Source organism: Neobacillus paridis, from assembly GCF_016765675.1.
GTDB classification, from domain to species: domain Bacteria; phylum Bacillota; class Bacilli; order Bacillales; family Cytobacillaceae; genus Neobacillus; species Neobacillus paridis.
Genome location: NZ_JAESWB010000233.1, coordinates 162265 through 179987, shown reverse-complemented (window position 1 = coordinate 179987; position 17723 = coordinate 162265). Strand labels below are relative to the sequence as shown.

Annotated in this window: 16 protein-coding genes and 1 pseudogene; 2 read left to right on the top strand and 15 right to left on the bottom strand. The window is 40.9% G+C overall.

The window, feature by feature from the left end; genetic code table 11:
- Positions 1 to 287: hypothetical protein (locus JK635_RS24350; protein ID WP_235888159.1), on the bottom strand; the 287-nt coding region annotated here is incomplete at its 3' end.
- Positions 288 to 399: 112 nt separating this feature from the next.
- Between JK635_RS24350 and JK635_RS16400 the strand changes: the two genes are divergently transcribed.
- Positions 400 to 1689 (top strand): NCS2 family permease, encoded by a 1290-nt coding sequence (locus JK635_RS16400; protein ID WP_202655039.1) that lies wholly within the window; start codon positions 400 to 402, stop codon positions 1687 to 1689.
- Between the two features lie 58 nt (positions 1690 to 1747).
- Here the strand turns inward: JK635_RS16400 and JK635_RS16395 are convergent, their stop codons facing one another.
- The 8 genes from JK635_RS16395 to JK635_RS16360 all read right to left on the bottom strand — a co-directional run bounded on the left by JK635_RS16395 (position 1748) and on the right by JK635_RS16360 (position 11054).
- On the bottom strand, positions 1748 to 2980 hold the full coding sequence (locus JK635_RS16395) for an MFS transporter (protein WP_202655027.1): 1233 nt from the start codon (positions 2978 to 2980) through the stop codon (positions 1748 to 1750).
- A 163-nt stretch (positions 2981 to 3143) separates the two neighbouring features.
- Positions 3144 to 3935 carry a lipid II flippase Amj family protein gene (locus tag JK635_RS16390; RefSeq protein WP_202655026.1) on the bottom strand — a complete coding sequence of 264 codons (792 nt, stop codon included), beginning with the start codon at positions 3933 to 3935 and terminating at the stop codon, positions 3144 to 3146.
- Between the two features lie 796 nt (positions 3936 to 4731).
- Positions 4732 to 6267, bottom strand: coding sequence for a solute symporter family protein (locus tag JK635_RS16385; protein WP_202655025.1), 1536 nt, complete (start codon positions 6265 to 6267; stop codon positions 4732 to 4734).
- Positions 6267 to 6593: a DUF485 domain-containing protein gene (locus JK635_RS16380; RefSeq protein ID WP_235888157.1), complete on the bottom strand. Its 327-nt coding sequence runs from the start codon at positions 6591 to 6593 to the stop codon at positions 6267 to 6269. The genes JK635_RS16385 and JK635_RS16380 overlap by 1 nt, the downstream gene beginning before the upstream one ends.
- A gap of 124 nt (positions 6594 to 6717) precedes the next feature.
- Entirely contained in the window at positions 6718 to 7482 is a 765-nt protein-coding gene (locus JK635_RS16375; RefSeq protein ID WP_202655023.1) for a LytR/AlgR family response regulator transcription factor, read from the bottom strand.
- A gap of 1 nt (position 7483) precedes the next feature.
- A complete protein-coding gene (locus tag JK635_RS16370; RefSeq protein ID WP_235888172.1) occupies positions 7484 to 9229 on the bottom strand; it encodes a LytS/YhcK type 5TM receptor domain-containing protein in 1746 nt (581 codons plus the stop codon).
- Between the two features lie 5 nt (positions 9230 to 9234).
- Positions 9235 to 10782: a solute symporter family protein gene (locus JK635_RS16365; RefSeq protein ID WP_202655021.1), complete on the bottom strand. Its 1548-nt coding sequence runs from the start codon at positions 10780 to 10782 to the stop codon at positions 9235 to 9237.
- Positions 10779 to 11054 (bottom strand): DUF485 domain-containing protein, encoded by a 276-nt coding sequence (locus JK635_RS16360; RefSeq protein WP_202655020.1) that lies wholly within the window; start codon positions 11052 to 11054, stop codon positions 10779 to 10781. Before JK635_RS16360 ends, JK635_RS16365 begins: the two co-directional genes overlap by 4 nt.
- Before the next feature lie 340 nt (positions 11055 to 11394).
- Between JK635_RS16360 and JK635_RS16355 the strand changes: the two are divergent.
- Positions 11395 to 11667 (top strand): annotated as a pseudogene (locus tag JK635_RS16355) (alcohol dehydrogenase catalytic domain-containing protein); the annotation flags it as partial.
- A 149-nt stretch (positions 11668 to 11816) separates the two neighbouring features.
- Here JK635_RS16355 and JK635_RS16350 read toward each other — a convergent pair.
- The 6 genes from JK635_RS16350 to rlmD form a co-directional block, all read right to left on the bottom strand.
- Entirely contained in the window at positions 11817 to 12614 is a 798-nt protein-coding gene (locus JK635_RS16350; RefSeq protein WP_202655019.1) for an SDR family NAD(P)-dependent oxidoreductase, read from the bottom strand.
- 154 nt (positions 12615 to 12768) lie between these two features.
- The gene (locus JK635_RS16345) at positions 12769 to 13221 is read right to left on the bottom strand and encodes an OsmC family protein (RefSeq protein ID WP_202655018.1); all 453 of its coding nucleotides are present in this window, start codon (positions 13219 to 13221) and stop codon (positions 12769 to 12771) included.
- A 545-nt stretch (positions 13222 to 13766) separates the two neighbouring features.
- Positions 13767 to 14246: a glutathione peroxidase gene (locus JK635_RS16340; protein ID WP_202655017.1), complete on the bottom strand. Its 480-nt coding sequence runs from the start codon at positions 14244 to 14246 to the stop codon at positions 13767 to 13769.
- Between the two features lie 97 nt (positions 14247 to 14343).
- Positions 14344 to 15201, bottom strand: a complete 858-nt coding sequence (locus tag JK635_RS16335; RefSeq protein ID WP_235888156.1) for an SDR family oxidoreductase — start codon at positions 15199 to 15201, stop codon at positions 14344 to 14346.
- Between the two features lie 114 nt (positions 15202 to 15315).
- Positions 15316 to 15882 carry a TetR/AcrR family transcriptional regulator gene (locus tag JK635_RS16330; RefSeq protein ID WP_202655016.1) on the bottom strand — a complete coding sequence of 189 codons (567 nt, stop codon included), beginning with the start codon at positions 15880 to 15882 and terminating at the stop codon, positions 15316 to 15318.
- A 262-nt stretch (positions 15883 to 16144) separates the two neighbouring features.
- On the bottom strand, positions 16145 to 17512 hold the full coding sequence (gene rlmD / locus JK635_RS16325; protein WP_202655037.1) for a 23S rRNA (uracil(1939)-C(5))-methyltransferase RlmD: 1368 nt from the start codon (positions 17510 to 17512) through the stop codon (positions 16145 to 16147).
- Positions 17513 to 17723 lie beyond the last annotated feature (211 nt).

The following is a 17723-nucleotide window of genomic DNA, read 5'->3' as shown; positions in this document are numbered from 1 at the left end:
TTGAAAACCATTTGACATCCCTTACCGGATATGAAGTAAAAAATCCATGGAAGTTTCGCTAAAAAAATAAGAGGGCTAGGTTGAAAGCACTTGCCAGTGAATTTACACATAAACAAGGACTTGACTGTGGTTCCCTGTTTTTGTGCTCGTTGGATCTTCCTATGAACACTTTTCATTTGCTGCTCTCCGATTTCGTGCACATTAAACCTTCCTATGAACACTTTTCCTTGGGAGTTCTCCATGTTTGTGCCCGTTAGAGCTTCCCATGAACACTTTTCATTATTCAATACAACAATTACTCCCATTTGATTTCTATGATATAATATTATCCGGCATAAGTTGAAATTAAAGATACTTGATGCGGGTGGGAGAGGGCAACACGAAAGTGTGATTACAAATATGAGAGGAGTTTTTAAACTTAAGCAGCATGAAACAACTATAAGAACGGAGGTTGTAGCCGGGGTTACATCGTTTTTTTCGATCGTGTATATTATTGCCGTCAATGCAAAAATTCTGGAGGATGCTGGAATACCGCTTGAGGCTGGTATTATCGCAACGATATTGTCCTCATTTATCGGCTGTCTTTTAGTGGCATTGATCGCAAATGCACCATTAATTCTCGTTCCGGGTATGGGCATCAATGCTCTGTTTACCTACACGATTGTCGGTTCGTTAGGGCTTAATTATATGGAGGCATTAGGAGCGGTTGTCATTTCCGGAATACTTTTCGTTCTGATTACATTTACAAAGTTATCTACGATCCTATCAAACTCCATTCCTGCTTCATTAAAAGAGGCCATTTCAGTGGGAATTGGCTTGTTTATTGCTTTTATTGGATTGCAAAAGAGCGGACTTGTAGTAGGAAACGCGGCGAATTTTGTGACTCTTGGCGATTTATCAGCACCGGTTGTTCTGGCTTCGATTATTAATTTGATCATTACCTTATTCTTATTTTTAAAAAAAGTACCGGGAAACTTTTTAATCAGTATCGTGCTAGGCACGCTCGTTTCCTATCTTTTTGGCATTGTTCATTTTTCCGGAATGGATACCAGCTTCCTATCTTTTAAGGAATATCGACATGTTTTTCTCAGTGCCGATTTTGGAAAATGGCTGAGCATCCCATTTTGGTCTGCAGTCTTTTCACTTGTTTTGGTGCTAGTCTTTGAAAATATCGGGCTGGTCCATTCCCAAGTGAACGGTATGCTGCAAGCGCCGGAAAAGAACGAAAAGTCATTACGGGCTGTCTCACTAACCACGATTGTTTGCGGACTTTTTGGAACAAGCCCATCCGTTTCCACGGTGGAAACAGCGGCAGGGATTACATCGGGAGGAAAAACCGGGTTAACTTCAGTTGTCACGGGTATATTGATGCTGGCATCGCTTTTCTTTATACCGTTTATCAAGCTGGTACCAGACACGGCGATTGCACCGATCCTGATTATCATCGGCGGATTAATGCTGACCAATGTTACCAACATTGACTTAACGGACTTTACCGAAGCATTTCCAGCGTTTTTAATCATCATTATGATTCCCTTAACTTACAGTATCGTGAACGGAATTGCCTTCGGCTTTATTGCCTACCCACTGGTGAAAATTTTTACCAATAAGCATGAGCAGCTGTCGCTGGCAAGTTTTATCATTTCACTGTTGTTTTTAACCAACTTTTTCTTACATGGGGTCGGCTAAGGCCGATATATTAAAACGAAGAGCTCAGAGCTCTTCGTTTTTTTATACCGGAAAAATATCATGCCAGTTCCTTGGAGTAAGAATTTGCGGTTTCAACAAAATAATGCACTTTGGAAGGCAGTATTGTTACTGCCAAAAGTGCTGCAGCAAATAATATTCCAACACCGCTAAAAATGATACAAACCATTTGCAATGAGAACCACTCTGCAAAAAAGCCCAGAAAAAGTGTAAGACCTATTTGAATTGTTCCCTGCACCATATCCGCTATACTCGCGAACCGACCCATAATAATTGCGGGAACACTATTTTGGAAAAAGGTTGCATACCCTGCGTTTGCAAAAGTCATGAAGAAACCCAGAAAGACAAACGCCAAAGTTGCAGAAATAAAGTTAATGGAAGAATAAAACAAGATATAACCTATGGATGTTAAGAATATCCCGCCCCCCAAATATAGTCTTAACGGCACCTTTTTGGCTACAACAGCCGAAACCATTCCACCTATCAAAGACCCAATTCCAGTAATACTTACGATTAAGCCATAGTCTTGATCGGATAGTTTCAAATGTTGTTTGATAAATGTAACCTCTTGTGAATCCAGAGCAAATCCAATTAACAAGGCACTTTGAAATAACAGATAAACCATTATAAAAAATTTCGACCTAAAGGAGAACTCTTTAACCTTTTTCCAATCCTTCACAAGTATTTTCCATTTGAGAGGCTCCCGTATTTTTTCTTCATTTTCCTCTACATTGGGAAGGAGATAAATGAAAAAGGCACACATAAAAAAGCTAATCGCATTAATAAAAATACATAAATTGGTGTCAAAGTTCATAATCAGAACCCCTGAGAGGGCGGGGCCCAGGAGGAATGCCCCTGAATTCATCATACTCATTATCGAATTAAAGCTCTTACGATTTTCCACTGGGATCAGCTTTGTTATATATACTGACGAACTGGGGCCGAAGAATGCCCCGACCATATTAATGATGAGCATAAAAAAATAAATAACCCACAACGATTTCATGAATGGGATACAAAAAACTAAAATCCCCCTGGCAATATCAACTAAAATCATTAATCGTCTTTTATTAACACGGTCAATAACACTGCCTGACCAAAAATTTGTAAGTAAAACGGCGATCGGACGGATGATGAACAGACCGGCCACTGCCGCTGCTGATCCAGTTAAATTTAAGATTGAAATATTTATGGCGATTAGATAAATCCAATTTCCCAAATAGGAAATACCAATTCCTGAAATTAAGAGAATTGGATTTTTCCAAGCTCCCATACCATCAACCTCTCTTTTAAAGCATTAACGCTTTTATTTTGACTTATTGTTTATTTTTTCCAACTATTATTATATCATGTCATATAAGATTCGGAAGCTTATTGCCTCCTCAAAGTATTATTGCTTCCAATTTTGTTCCACAATAAACACTAACATACGAATCCTAAATAATTTTTGCAATAAATACGATCAAATACGAAGCAGGAATAATTAACAGCATCGAAGCGAATGTTCCTAGTGTTTTACTTCCAACCATTCCAATCACCACTGTTCGAAAATCTTCCTCTGTACATTTACCTTCCATCACATCATCAGTCATAATCGATAACTGCGGATCGATAAAGATCGACATGAGAATCGTCGCAAAACCATTTATGATGGACGATAAGGTAATACAGGTAGCCCTAAGGTCCGGAGCAATACTTCCGGCATAAATGGGCGCCAATGCCCCTACGGTTAACAAAGCAACAGCAATAACATTATAAATAATAATTTTCCCGGGTAATTTCCTGAACTTAAAGCCTGTTATATTCTCTTTTACCGGAATGGCAACACAGTCCTTGATATAGTGAATTCCCGCTTTTGAAAAACTATGGATGACAAGCTTTGGAATTGACCGATCAACGGAGAAACGTAATACTCCTTTAAAAAAAAGTCGCTGAAATGTTGGGATTAAGAATGCCCCGACAATAGTTGCAGCACCCGATACGATAATAATTCCATTAAAAATTTGTAACAGATGACTGGAGCCGGTATGATGTTCCACATATTTTGTTAATAGCGGCACCTGAAAGGTTACGGCCATCCTGGAAATTAGGGATAAGATATTAAATACGGCAAATGAAACAGCGATTTTCCCTGTTCTGACCCCAACCATTCTGACAGAATACGCTAATGTGCCAATTAAAGATATGATAAAGTTTAATATTAAGACAATGATAATTTGGGAACTCACAGTCTTTCCTCCCATTTATAAAAAAGCATGATTAAAATCGTAGATCGGCTCATGGTAATTATTTTAAGTTATTTTAGCTTGCAACAGGTGATTGGCGCATGTTAATGAATTATTTTTTAAATATAGTAACATCTTCAATGCGAATGGAATGAACTTCACCACAATGTAAGCAAAATGTATAAATTTTGTTGGAACCTTTAAGTGACATTTTATTCGGTTTTACAGGCATATAGTCTGTTGCTTCGGTAAACTCGCTACTCCCACACTTCGAACATACTTCATTTATTGAACTCATCGTCCACAACCGCCTTCTTAATTTTTCTTTTCCTTTCCATAAAACTTAGTTCTGAGTCGTTTACGAAAAATTTAAGATTACTTTAACATAATATAGGAAATTCCGAAATTATTACTTTGATACATATTTTAAGGAACCTATTCTTAACACGCAACTTTTAATTGCAAAACCGCTTAGCACAATTATTTCGCCTAGCAGTCCGTGTATCACAGAGAAAAAACTAAAAAAGCAGATGGAGAAAAATCACCGTTTTTTCCATCTGCTTTACCACGTATTAACGGGAGGTAGAACCAGTCTAGTTTACCCAACGCTTATGAATCTATCCATTTCAGTCAGTAAGAACCGGACTAGTTGACCGAACGCTTGAGCACCAGCCATTTCGGGCAAGTAGAGCCCGGCTACTTCACCGAGTGCTTTAGAACCAGCACTTTACGAGCAAGTAGAACCCCACTGATAAAATTTTTATGGTTCCATAAAATGGCCATTCATATCCTATTCAGATCACGATTGTTCATTATAGCCAATATTTGCTTTTACCTTTACTTCCGCATATCTGACAGGATCTGATTCCTTCGATAAAATGGTTCCGATATATCCGCCTAAAAAGCCGAGTGGTACCGAGATTAATGCCGGGTTGGCCCATGGGAAGATCGGCTCACCGGTAATTAAGGCAGCACCAGGGACCGGAGACATAACGCTTGGGCTTAGGGCAACCAAGACAAGTGCCGAGATCAGTCCTGCTAAAATGGCGGTAATCGCCCCGGCTGTATTAAATCGCTTCCAATAAACAGTATAAAGGATCACCGGTAAATTCGCGCTTGCCGCGATACAAAATGCTAAGGAAACGAGGAAGGCTACATTTAGCTTTTGGGCACCCAAGGCCAAAATAATTGAAAGGACGGACACTGCCAAAGAAGCATTACGGGCAGCCATCATTTGCTGACGCTCAGTTACCTTTCCTTTTTTAATAATTTGCGCATATAAATCATGAGCAAAGGCTGATGCGCCTGATAAAACAAGCCCGGCAACAACGGCTAAAATCGTCGCAAACGCAACCGCAGAAATAAACGCAAACAGTAATTCCCCACCGATCGCCTCAGCCAGCAGCGGCGCTGCCATATTCCCTCCAGGGTTTGCCTCTAAAATCTTGGTTTGACCGACAAATGCCGCGGCCCCGAAACCGAGGAAAAGGGTTAGAATATAGAAAATACCAATCGTCCAGGTTGCAGTGATAACGGAACTTCTTGCTGTTTTTGCATCCTTTACGGTGAAAAAGCGCATCAGAATATGCGGCAAACCGGAAGTTCCCAGTACCAAGGCAACCATCAGAGAAATCGTTCCAAGGCCGTCTTTATATTGAATGCCGGGTTTAAGATAGGCGGCACCATGACTGGTAGCCGATTTTACGGATGTAAACATCTCCCCGATATTAAAATGAAACTTCCATAAAACAAGGAAGGTCATAATAATCATTCCAGCCATCAATAGAACCGCTTTGACAATTTGCACCCAGCTGGTGGCAATCATTCCGCCAAATAAAACGTAAATCGTCATCATCACACCAACGATTAATACGGCAATCCAATACTTAATTCCAAATAACAATTGAATCAGTGCACCCGCGCCGACAAGCTGGGCAATCATATAAAAAATAACAATCGTAATCGTACTTAGGGCAGCAGCTCCCCTTACCTTCTTGGCATCAAAGCGAGCATTGATCATATCGGCCAGTGTATATTTACCTAAATTTCGTAACGGCTCAGCCACTAAAAACATCACAACCAAATAGGCAATCAAAAACCCAATGCTGTAAAAAAACCCGTCAAAGCCATTTAAGGCAATGGCACCGGCAATACCTAAAAACGAGGCTGCGGACAAATAGTCACCGGAAATCGCAATTCCATTTTGGAACCCGGTTAAACCGCCGCCTGCGGTATAAAAGTCGCCGGTTGTTTTTGTATTTTTAGCAGCCCAGTACGTGATCACAAGGGTTAATAAAACAATGGCCAGGAAGAGAGCAATAACCGTGATATTCATTAGGCGGCTCCTCCTTTTTGAATTTGATTTTTAATGATGAGTTCTGCTTCTTGATCCAGTGCACCAGCTTTTTTGACATAAACAATTGATAACACAAATGTCATCACAAATTGTGCAAAAGCAAAGAGCCATACCCAGGAAATATCACCTATTGCCGGTGTATTAAGAAAAGAAGTATAAGAAGTGCAGATTGGAAGTAAAAAGTAGAATACGAGAAAAAAGATGGTGTAAGGCAAGATAAATTTCTTTCTTTTTGTCATGAATTGCTGAAACTGTTCACTTTGTTCCACTTGGACATAATCGACTTTCTGATTTTGACCATTCAAATAAATCATCCTCCTTTGTTTGTCGCTGTAAGCGCTTACCTAAATTATATGAATTTTCAATTATCTTGCGGGGGTTTTTGTTTGAATGGTCGATATAAATGCATAAATGGTTTGGTATTCGGGATTAATGGTTATTTTCAAACATTTGAAACAGCATTTTCCGTGCTGTCCGGCTGACCGGAATCTGGATGTGCTCCATATCTTTGAGTGTGATATTGCTCGTACCATTAAACCATGGAGTGATTTCCTTAATATAATTCAAGTTTACTAGATAGCTGCGATGGGTGCGGAAAAAGGGAAACCCTACAAGCTTTTTTTCCAAGTCCTGCAGCGTCATTCGACTCATAATCACTCTGTCTTTTGTATGAATTTCCAGTATCCGCTTGTGCGGCATCGCAAAATAAATCATATCCGGTGAAATAACAACCGTCCGCTCTCCATCATCAATCAGTAATTTCACCGGCCCGGAAGATTTCGGATTGGAAACATAGGGTTCCATTAGCTTCCGTTCCCGCTGCCTTAACTGGTTTCGCAGGCGTTTCATTGCTTTTTGAAAACGCAGCTCATCAAACGGTTTTAACAGATAGTCAACTGCTTCCAGGTCAAAGGCCGCAATCGCGTACTCATCATAGGCTGTTGTAAAAATAAATAATGGCGGATAATGAACGGCTTGATCAATCAGCTTTCCCGCTGCCTCAATCCCGGATATACCGGGCATCTGGATATCAAGAAAAATAACATCCGGTTCGTATTCGCTGCATAATTCGAGCAGCTGCTCCCCCGTTTCCGCACTTGGGCATAGTTCCACATCCTCTTCCTGCGATAACAAATAGAATAATTCTTTTCTCGCCATTAGCTCATCTTCGGCAATCATCGCATGAATTTTCACCTTAAAACCCCCCTTTTAGGTTTGGATCTTCCATTGGAATTTGAAACGAAACCTCACTTCCTCCTGAAGCAAGATTACCTACGTGAAGTTTCGCCTCTTCACCCAATAAACTGATTAAACGCTGATTAACATTGAATAAACCCATCCCACTATTTTGGTGTTCATTCAGTGGTTTATTCGTCACCTCGTTTAGCAGCTCTGGTGGAAAGCCGCAGCCATTATCGCGGACGATCACGCGCAAGCGGCCGTCCTCTTGTTGAATCATGACCTCTACTTTTCCATCGCTGGCAATATTGCGAAGCCCATGCTGAATGCAATTTTCAACCAGCGGCTGGATCGTCGACGGCGGTATAAATACATTCGGAATGGTTTCCGGACACCGAAAAACAATCTTCAGCTGATTGGTAAATCTTGCTTGGATAATTTCCATATAGGCATTGACATGATCACACTCTTTTTCCAGCGGTACGAGCGGATTGGACACCAGCTTTAGATTAAAGCGCATATATTGTGCCAGCTGGACGGTGATGTGACGGGCTTTTTTTGGATCTTCGCGAAATAAAGTAGCAATCAAATGTAATGTATTAAAGAGAAAATGAGGGTTAATTTGGGCTTGAAGATTTCGCAGTTCCGCATCACGAATATGAAGCTTCAAGCTTTGCGCAGCTAACACGTTCAGCTGGTTGGAAAGTAATTGCCCCAAACCTTGTGCTAAAACAAGCTCAACAGGGCGGATATGATGGGCTTTTCGGAAATAAAAGGTGATCAGCCAGATCACATCATTTGCTTCTGTAATGGGGATCATAATCGCCGCTTCAAATGGACAGCTCTTATGAGAACATTCAATTTGCGAACGGGTCGTGGCTACTTTCATCTCCTTTGTCTCCATCGCTTCATGGGCAAGCGAAAGACCCACGGGCTGACCCGGTTGGTGATGGTCATCACCTATTCCGGTGTAGGCCAATACTTCCTGTTTATTCGCTACCGACACGGCCGCAAGCTTTAACCGCTCTCTTAATAGATTACTAAGCCCGGCAGCCATTTCTTTAGAGTGATGCTTTTTTAAAAATGGCAGTGCCTCTTCCGCAATGGTTAATGCCTGCCTCGTTGCCTGCGCCGCTTCATTCTCCTGCTCCTTGAGGACAATCGCAATCATCGCGGTAAAAATGGCAATCGCCAGACTATTGGACAACACGAGCGGCAAGCCGATTTTATCGATAATGTCACTCCCCACCGGTTGCAAAATAAGCAAAAGATGCATCTGCAAAATGGGCGGAAAAACACCAATAAATAACGCTTTTAACGGCGAAATAACCCGCTCCTGAGAAAAAAAACGGGCCGTCAATCCCGCCAGCAGACCGGTTAATGGATTGACCAAACCATTGGCCAGCCAGCCCACCCCGCCCAAAAACAATAAATGAATTCCGGCAACCAGCCCGGCCCCCGTACCAACAATCGGACCGCCGAGGAGCCCGGCAATCACAACCGCGACAAGACTTAAACTTACCACTAATTGGTCTTTTTCAACTGCCGTCATGACAAAGGCAAAATGACTGACCGATTCCCCATCGATCACCACGCCTGCCATCGTGCCGGCGATTCCGAACAAACCAAAAACGCCCGCATGAACAAGTGACATCTTCAGGTTAAATTCTCGGTTTAACAATGTTTTAAAGCCTGGAAACCTGGTCAGGACAAAGGCAATAATCAATAATAAACCAAGGCGTTCAAATAAAAGTATCGTCATTTCTTTCACATGCTTTTACCCCTCATATCAATTCCCGTTTGTGCTTTAATAAAAAATGGTGCCATTTCTTCATCCGCCGACTGGGATGATTTTTGAAAAATTAGACTAGCAATGATCGCACTAAAAAAACCAACAGGGATGGCAACAATACCAGGATTATATAACGGAAAGAGCGGTTTACTGGTAATCCAGCCACCGTTCGGATTCATAATATGGGGTCCTAAAATTAAACAGGCCAGCGATACAATCATTCCGGTCACCATCCCCACGATTGCCCCTGTTTGATTAAACCGTTTCCAATAGATTGTTAATAAAAGTACCGGAAAATTACTAGAAGCAGCAACTGTAAAGGTTAATGACACCAAAAAAGTCACATTCATATTTTCCATCCGTAACGCAAATATCGTAGAAATCAAGCCAATTCCCAGGGCCGACCATCTTGCCGCACGCAGCTGGTCCTCCTCTGAGGTTGTCCCTTTTTTCATAATATGATGATAGATATCATGTGAAAAAGCGGTTGTCGCGGAAATCACCAATCCTGCAACAACGGCTACGATCGTGGTAAAGGCAATCGCCGAAATAAACGCTAAGAGAAAGTCCCCGCCAAGTTCCTTGGCCATTAATGGGGCTGCCAAATTTCCGGTGGGGTCCGCTGCTACCAATTTTTGATAACCGATTAAGGCAATGGCCCCAAACCCGAGGACCAGCGTAATCAAATAAAAAATCCCGATGATCCATGTAGCACTAAGGAGTGACCGACGCACTTCCTTCGTATTTTTCACGGTAAAAAACCGAATCAGAATATGCGGCAGGCCGGCTGTTCCAAGCAATAAGGCAAGCTGCAGGGAAACTAATTCTACCGGGCTGTTGAGCAGCTGTCCAGGGATAAAAAATTGCTCACGGAGCGGCGTTTGCTGGATGATTTCGGTCATGACGGCAGAAGGACTCCAATGAAAACGCGATAACACGATCAGGGATAGCAGGAAGGTTCCAGATAGGAGAACGACCGTTTTGACTATTTGCACCCATGAGGTGGCAATCATCCCGCCAAACACCACATAAATCGTCATCAGGCCGCCAATCACGACAACAGAAATCGAATAATCAATATTAAGCAGTAAACGGAGCAACAAACCGGAAGCAACTAATTGCGGAATCATATAAAGAAATGAGATTAATAAAGTCCCAAACGCCATAACAGAGCGGATGCTGTTACGATTAAACCGGTAACAGACGACATCCGCCAGCGAATATTTTCCAAGATGGTGAACCGGTTCGGCGATTAAAAACATCACAACCAAATAAGACACCAAAAAGCCGACAGAATACAAGAAACCATCATATCCATTAATCGCAATGGTGCCGACGACTCCCAAAAAAGAGGCAGCACTGATATAATCACCGGAGATTGCCAATCCATTTTGAAAACCTGTTAAGCTCCCCGCAGCCGTATAAAAGCGGTTCGTTGTCTTACTTCGCTTTGCCGCCCAGTATGTAATAATGAGGGTGCATACAATGATACAAATGAAAAACGTAAAATAGGTAAGATTCACATTCTCCCCCCTTGCTTCATTTCTTCTTGCAGCCTGTCTAAATCGTTAGCCTTATGTGCGTAAACACTTCCCAAAATCCAAGTCATCGGGATTTGAGCAAAAGCAAAAATCCAGCCCCATGTTAATCCATTGAAATAGGTGGACCGATTCATCCATTCGGGAAAGAAAGTTAAAGAAAAAGGCAGACCAAAATAAAAGACGAACAAGAAAATGAGACTATTGATCAGGAATTTTTTTTTCCGTTCCATAAGTATCCGGATCTGCTCTTCCATGCCAATCCCCCCAAGCCGCAATACTTTTTCAGTAAATTCCCTATATTTTGAATATAACGAAGCTCTAACAGGATGTAAAGAGGAAAAAGAATTCTTCGAGTGGAGCAACTATGGTTGTGACGATTTCATACCGCCATGAAAGATCCTTCTATTAATATCTTTAAAATATCGAAGTCGTAGATTTATCGGCTATTTCAGCCAATAGTTTGGAACATTCAGCCAAAATTTCGGCGGAAGAGGCCAAGTTTTAATTATTTTTCCCAATATTTCTAATCTTCTTAAAGTTGGTATGGTACTTGCATTATAGGAAAGCGTACGAACAAAACAAGGGGGAATGAAAATGAAAGCAGCAGTTGTTAATGAGTTCAAGAAGAATTTGGAGATTAAAGAAGTACCAAAACCAAACTTGGAGTATGGCGAAGTGCTGGTGAAAATTGAAGCCTGCGGCGTCTGTCATACCGACCTTCACGCGGCACATGGAGATTGGCCAGTAAAACCAAAACTCCCATTAATTCCAGGGCATGAAGGCGTAGGAGTTGTGGTAGAAGTTGGCGACGGTGTCAAATCGCTGAAAAAAGGTGACCGGGTTGGGATCCCATGGTTATATTCCGCCTCTCGCCCACCTGCTTAAGCGACCCGCTGCCGAATATGACTTCAGGCATTACAAATTTACTAATCAACTTTTTCACCAGCCTCCCCTTAATTGCTATGCTACTAATCTGGTTATAAAAAGCTATATTGATAGAGTTTTCTATATATCTTTTAACGAGTAATGTCTTTTGGTCCCTTGTCATCTTGGAGGATGTTTCCGCCATCGACAACGATTAGCTGGCCGGTAATATAGGAAGCCTGCGCTGATGCTAGGAAAGCAATCGTATGGGCTACTTCATCCGGGCGCCCTGCTCTGCCAACCGGGGTATGAAGAGCGGCAATTTTTTCATGCTCAAGCTGGGAACCGGTAGCAATCCAGCCTGGTGCAACATTATTGATCGTAATATTATTCTTGGCCGTTTCGATCGCAATCGCTTTGCTCATTCCCACCATCGCTGCCTTTGCGGCACTATAAGCTGCTTCACCAGGATAACTGACTAACGGGCCGGTAACAGAAGAAACATTGACAATTCTGCCGTAGTCCTGCTCAATCATTTGAGGGACTACCTTCCGTGTCACATTAAAGCAGGTTGTAAGATTGCGGGAAATACCGAGATCCCATTCCTCATCTTCCATCTTAGCAAACTCCGTATAAATTTCAGGAGATCCTGACTGTGCCATCCCGGCATTATTGATCAGGATATCAATCCGGCTAAAATCCGCGATAACAGAGTCTATCAGTTTCTGAACCTGGGAACGGTCGGTTAGGTCGGCAATATAACCCCTAGCATAAATGCCCCTTTCATTTAGTTCATTGACACGGTCAAGGATTCGCTCCGTTGTAGAGGTAATCGCTATTTTACCACCCAGCTTGCCAATAATTTCAGCCGTGGCAAATCCGATGCCGGAAGGGCTGCCGGCGCCGGTAATCAAACAAACTTGATCATCAAATCGAATTAATCCATCCATCTTTTTTCTCCTACTTGGTTATTTCTGCTTCTAAAAGGGCTTATTCAATTGAATAAGCCCTGAAAAACGTATCTGGTATTTGGAAAACCTATACAGTATAATACTTTTCTCCCTTAGAAAATTCCTGCTCTTTTTTTAAAATAGTCCTATGAAATTACTTAATTGGATTTTCAATCACCACTTTTGCCGAGGCTAAATTAACACTGTTTGCAATCGTGTCACCTACAGGGCAATGGGCTTCAATATATTCCTTGAAAGCCTCCACTTTCTCTTGAGAGGCATTGGTTTCAATATGAAAGACTGTGTTAATCGTTTGAAATCCAGGCCGTACATCTGATTTTCCAAAGAATCCGTCCAAGTCAATTTCCCCTTCCAGTTCAACCCAGAAACTTTGCAGATCAATCTCAAACTTTTTAGCATAAGTTCGGGCGACAATCGATTGGCATGCCCCTAATGCAGATAGAAGAAGTTCGACTGGATTCATCCCTTGATCTGTTCCGCCTAAAGCAACTGGTTCATCAATAATGACTTTATGCCCTCTAGTCTCTGCCTCAACTAATACCTTTTCCTTTAAAACTGTTTTTGCCTGTACTTTTGTGATTGCCATACTTATTCCTCCCCTTATTTTTATCGTAAAATGTTTAATTGCCTACCGCACACTGATGTGAAATACCCTAATGAATCAAATAACTATACCTACCCTTAAACTCATAGTATTTACATATGAATTATATGTATTATATTATCACAAAAAGATATGTTGTCAAACAATTCTGATTTAATTTTCTCATCCGTATCCTTCACCTCATAATCTAAAATGTTGCTTTTAGAGTTGATGTCAGTGCTTTTACTCCCCCTACTAAGTGTTTGATGAAATGAAAAGAAGCGTATCAAACGAACGATACGCTTCTCCGGAGGTATCCCAATATGCAGGGATTGCAATACTGCGGAGCGGTCTATGGTGAGAGATCTCTGTCTCTCAATGATAAAATATGCATAGAGAATAATGTTGATTGGACAAGCGTGGATTATTTAAGTAATTATTTTTGTATAACATTTTTCTCTTGCTCTTTGATTCAAAAATGCCCCTCCTCTCGCACGTTTTCCCGCATTTTTTTCACGTTTTTTCGGTGTAAAATAGTTTTCCGTTTTTTATTTCAAGATGCTGACAATATCCTCTTCTATTTTGCTAGGCTTAGTTGTAGGAGAATATCTTTCAACCACTTTTCCATTTCGATCAACTAAAAATTTCGTGAAATTCCACTTAATGTTTTTTGAAAGGATACCACCCTTTTGGTCTTTTAAAAATGTATATAAAGGGTGTTCTTTTTCTCCATTTACATCAATTTTGGCAAACATCGGAAAAGTAACTCCGTATTTCTTTTGGCAAAATTGGAGCGTTTCATCTATGTTACTGAATTCCTGATTTTTAAATTGATCGCAAGGAAAACCCAAAACCACAAAACCTTGTTCTTTATATTTCTCATAGAGTTTCTGAAGTCCTTCAAACTGAGGGGTAAATCCGCACTTGCTTGCTGTATTCACAATGAGCAGTATTTTCCCTTCATATTCCCTCATTGATTTTTCATTACCATCCGTCATTTTCACAGTAAAATCGTACACAGTCTCCAAGAAGTCCTCCTCCTTACAAAACGAATTTTAATCTAATTGAAATTTTATCTATCGGTGAAATAGCACGCCCCTTTAACTATAGAAATTCTCGTATTCTTTACATGAAACAGTCTTTATTCTTTATTGCGAATTCTTCAAAGGAATGGGGGGTTTTTCCTGTTAGTTTAAAGTAATCGTTTGTAACATCCTTTGCTGTCCCCATCCTTGTCATAAAATAGAGGGCAACCGTCACGTTCACATACGCTTTTTCCAACCCTCGATGTTTAATATAATAGCGTCGATATTTCAAATAGCCTGGTTTTGCATAGGTTATCTTTCTACCTGTTACTCTGCTGAGAATTTCAGCAATCTGATAATAATCTAAAGCCTCTGGCCCCGTTATGGTATGAGCAGAATTTTTATATTTTTCTGGCGAGTGAAGCAAAACAGCGACAGAAAATCCAATATCCTCCGCATCTATGAAACTCGTTTTGCTATTTCCAGCTGGAATAAAGATCTGATTCTTCTCCCTTATTTCAACGGAATGAACACCTGAAATATTTTGCATAAAGAACCCCGGGCGTACATGTGCATAAGGAATACCTAATTCTTCGATATACTTCTCAATCTTATGATGGGGTGGGATTGTGTTCTTTTCTACTCCCATTAACGATAAAAAAGAAACAAGTCTTATATTATGTGATTTCATTGCATCGATAAACGGATATAAATCTTCCGGTTTTCCTAAGTGAGGGGGCCTCATTAAAAAAACCCTATCGACGTTTTCAAGTGCCTTTTTGTAACTATTTTTGTCTGTAAAATCAAAATAAACAGCATCAACCTTATCTTTAAAGATGTCTTTTAGCCTTTGCGGATTTGTCCCTGCAGCTACTACATGCTCACCCATTTTTATTAATTCACCTGTAACGTACCTGCCAACATTTCCTGATGCACCAGTGACTAATATTTTCATCATGATCCTTCTCTCATTATTAATACTTGTAGAAAATCGATTTAATTTGAATTTGGTTTATTTAGCACCCTTCATTGCTAGACCAGTCTATATAATTAGTAAAAAAGCTAGCCATCTCTATTTAAGAAGGGATGGAATTTGTTTTGCCACTAAGAGTAACGGTTCACTTTTCCCCATTGTAAAGGATATTAGAAACGCCCCTTCTATCATTGAATTAATGACAATACCTAACTCCATTGCATGCTTTTCCTCATATCCAGATTGAATTAATTTTTCAGTAAAGGCACTTTGAAATTTTTGATAGGCTGATTGGCAAGATGCCCTTAGTGGTTCACTAATAAGGGACGTTTCAAGTGCTACAGCCGCAATTGGTATTCCAACCGTACAACTCTCTCTTTCAAAACGTTCCGCCATATCTTTTATGAATAATTGTATAGCTTCAATAGGATCAGTTGATTTATTTAATCCTTCTTCGATTTGTTTAGAAACAAATGCTGTAGTTAATTGTACAGATTCAATCGCAAGTTGTTCTTTTCCATCTGGAAAATGATAATATAAGGAACCCTTTGGAGCTCCACTCTCTTTCGTAATTTGATTAAGACCTGTTGCATGATACCCTTGTAATTGAAAAAGCCTTGAGGCAGTCTTAATTAACCTCTCTCTCGAATTTTCTTTTCCACTCATTTTATTACCTCGTTTAAAAAAATATACCAATTGGTCTATATATAGACTATCTTGTAAAATTTACCTTGTCAACACCAATCGAAGTATTTTGCTGTTTTTAAGTCCTTCCCCCCTCCCTTATTCCGCATTATGAACTTAATATCACATAATTTTCCATATTTAAAATTGACCATGAAACAGCCCCGAAATCGGAAAAGTATTTTTTCACAAAATCAGGGCTGCAATCGGAAATGTTTATTTTTCGAAAATGATTATTCTTGGATTACTCTGTTAAAACAAGCAATGCGACAGCTTCTACGTGAACTGTGTGCGGGAATAGATCAACCGGCTGGACTACTTCTAAGGAATAGCCAAATGGTTCAAGCTCCTTAATATCGGTTGCAAAAGTATCTGGGTTACAGGAAACATAAACGATTCGCTCGGGTTTGGCTCGTCCGATTCTCCTCATTACTTTACCGCCGGCACCGGACCGAGGCGGGTCAAGTAATAATAATTCCGGGTTTCCGAAGCTTTCCAAAACCTGGTCAATACCTTTTCGCGCATCACTTGCCAAGAAATACGTGTTTTCGATACCGTTATCTTTGGCATTGCGTTTTGCCGACTCAATCGATGTCTCGACAATTTCAATTCCGGCCAGCCTGCCGACTCGATCAGCAAATGGCAGAGAAAAGGTTCCTACCCCGCAGAAAAGATCAATCATTTTATCTGTTTTCTTCGGCTGTCCCATTTCAATCGCCAAATCCACCAGTTTTTGAGCCTGTGGCGGATTTGTTTGGAAAAAGGTATCAAACCAAAGACGAAAACGGTATCCACCCATTTCATCATAAATAAAGTCCCGGCCGGCTAGAATATGACTTCTTTCGGATTGAGTGCGGTCCGCCCAGTCTGTATTTTCGAGCCATAGCAAGCTTTTAACCTTAGGGAATTTATTTGTTATCCGCTTTACTAGATCGTCTGCAGCATTTTTTAACTGAACAGCTGGTGCTTCCGTAGCAAACAGAGCCAGCATGATTTCCCCGGTTGCAAACGATTGTCGCACCATCAAATGGCGCAGCAAACCTTCATGAAGGTCCTTGTCATAGCCAGTTAATTGATGATTTTTCGCCCATTCCGCTACCTCCATCGCAGCTTCGACCATTTCCTTCCCCGCAATTAAGCAGGTCTCAAGGGAAATGACTTTTCGGAAATTGCCTTGTTCATGCAGCCCAAGCGTGCCATCCGGGGCAAAGGTAAATTCCATTTTATTGCGGTAATGCCAGGGCTCGTCCATCCCAATGGTATCGCCTACCAAATTCGGGTCGAACCCTTGTGATTCAATCGCTTTTTTCACATGATTGGTCTTTTGTTTTAACTGGCCTTGATATTGCCAGTGCTGCCATACACAGCCGCCGCACATTTCAAAATGCGGACATTGTGGTGTCATTCTTTCCGGATGTGACTCCAGTATTTCCTCCGGCATTGCCCGCCATCTTCTCCGGTCAGGCTTGTCGACAATGACACTTACTTTTTCTCCCGGAAGTGTTTGCGGGATGGTAAGTTTTAATTTTTTCATGTTGCCTTGCTCATTTTCACGCCAAATGACTGCCTGCCCCGAGCCTTTTTCATCTAATTGGCGTATTTCGGCATTCATTGTTTCTCCTCTAAGCGACAATTCATTTTTCCTCCTTCTCGCAAAAATACTCTATTAAACAAACTATTTATCACGAAACGAAATATCCACTAACATAGTATATAGGAGAAACCATGATTATAAAATCCATTCATGACTAGAAGATATTAACAACTTTCTTTAGAGAGAGTGCCTGCTCCCGCTGTATTATGCTTTGGGGCAGGCACTTGTT

Coding starts and splice junctions, on each gene's coding strand:
- JK635_RS16400 (WP_202655039.1), top strand. CDS start 400: ATGAGAGGAGTTTTTAAACTTAAGCAGCATGAAACAACTATAAGAACG.
- JK635_RS16395 (WP_202655027.1), bottom strand. CDS start 2,980: ATGGGAGCTTGGAAAAATCCAATTCTCTTAATTTCAGGAATTGGTATT.
- JK635_RS16385 (WP_202655025.1), bottom strand. CDS start 6,267: ATGAATATCACGGTTATTGCTCTCTTCCTGGCCATTGTTTTATTAACC.
- JK635_RS16370 (WP_235888172.1), bottom strand. CDS start 9,229: ATGACGATACTTTTATTTGAACGCCTTGGTTTATTATTGATTATTGCC.
- JK635_RS16360 (WP_202655020.1), bottom strand. CDS start 11,054: ATGGAAGAGCAGATCCGGATACTTATGGAACGGAAAAAAAAATTCCTG.
- JK635_RS16350 (WP_202655019.1), bottom strand. CDS start 12,614: ATGGATGGATTAATTCGATTTGATGATCAAGTTTGTTTGATTACCGGC.
- JK635_RS16345 (WP_202655018.1), bottom strand. CDS start 13,221: ATGGCAATCACAAAAGTACAGGCAAAAACAGTTTTAAAGGAAAAGGTA.
- JK635_RS16335 (WP_235888156.1), bottom strand. CDS start 15,201: ATGATGAAAATATTAGTCACTGGTGCATCAGGAAATGTTGGCAGGTAC.
- JK635_RS16330 (WP_202655016.1), bottom strand. CDS start 15,882: ATGAGTGGAAAAGAAAATTCGAGAGAGAGGTTAATTAAGACTGCCTCA.
- rlmD (WP_202655037.1), bottom strand. CDS start 17,512: ATGAATGCCGAAATACGCCAATTAGATGAAAAAGGCTCGGGGCAGGCA.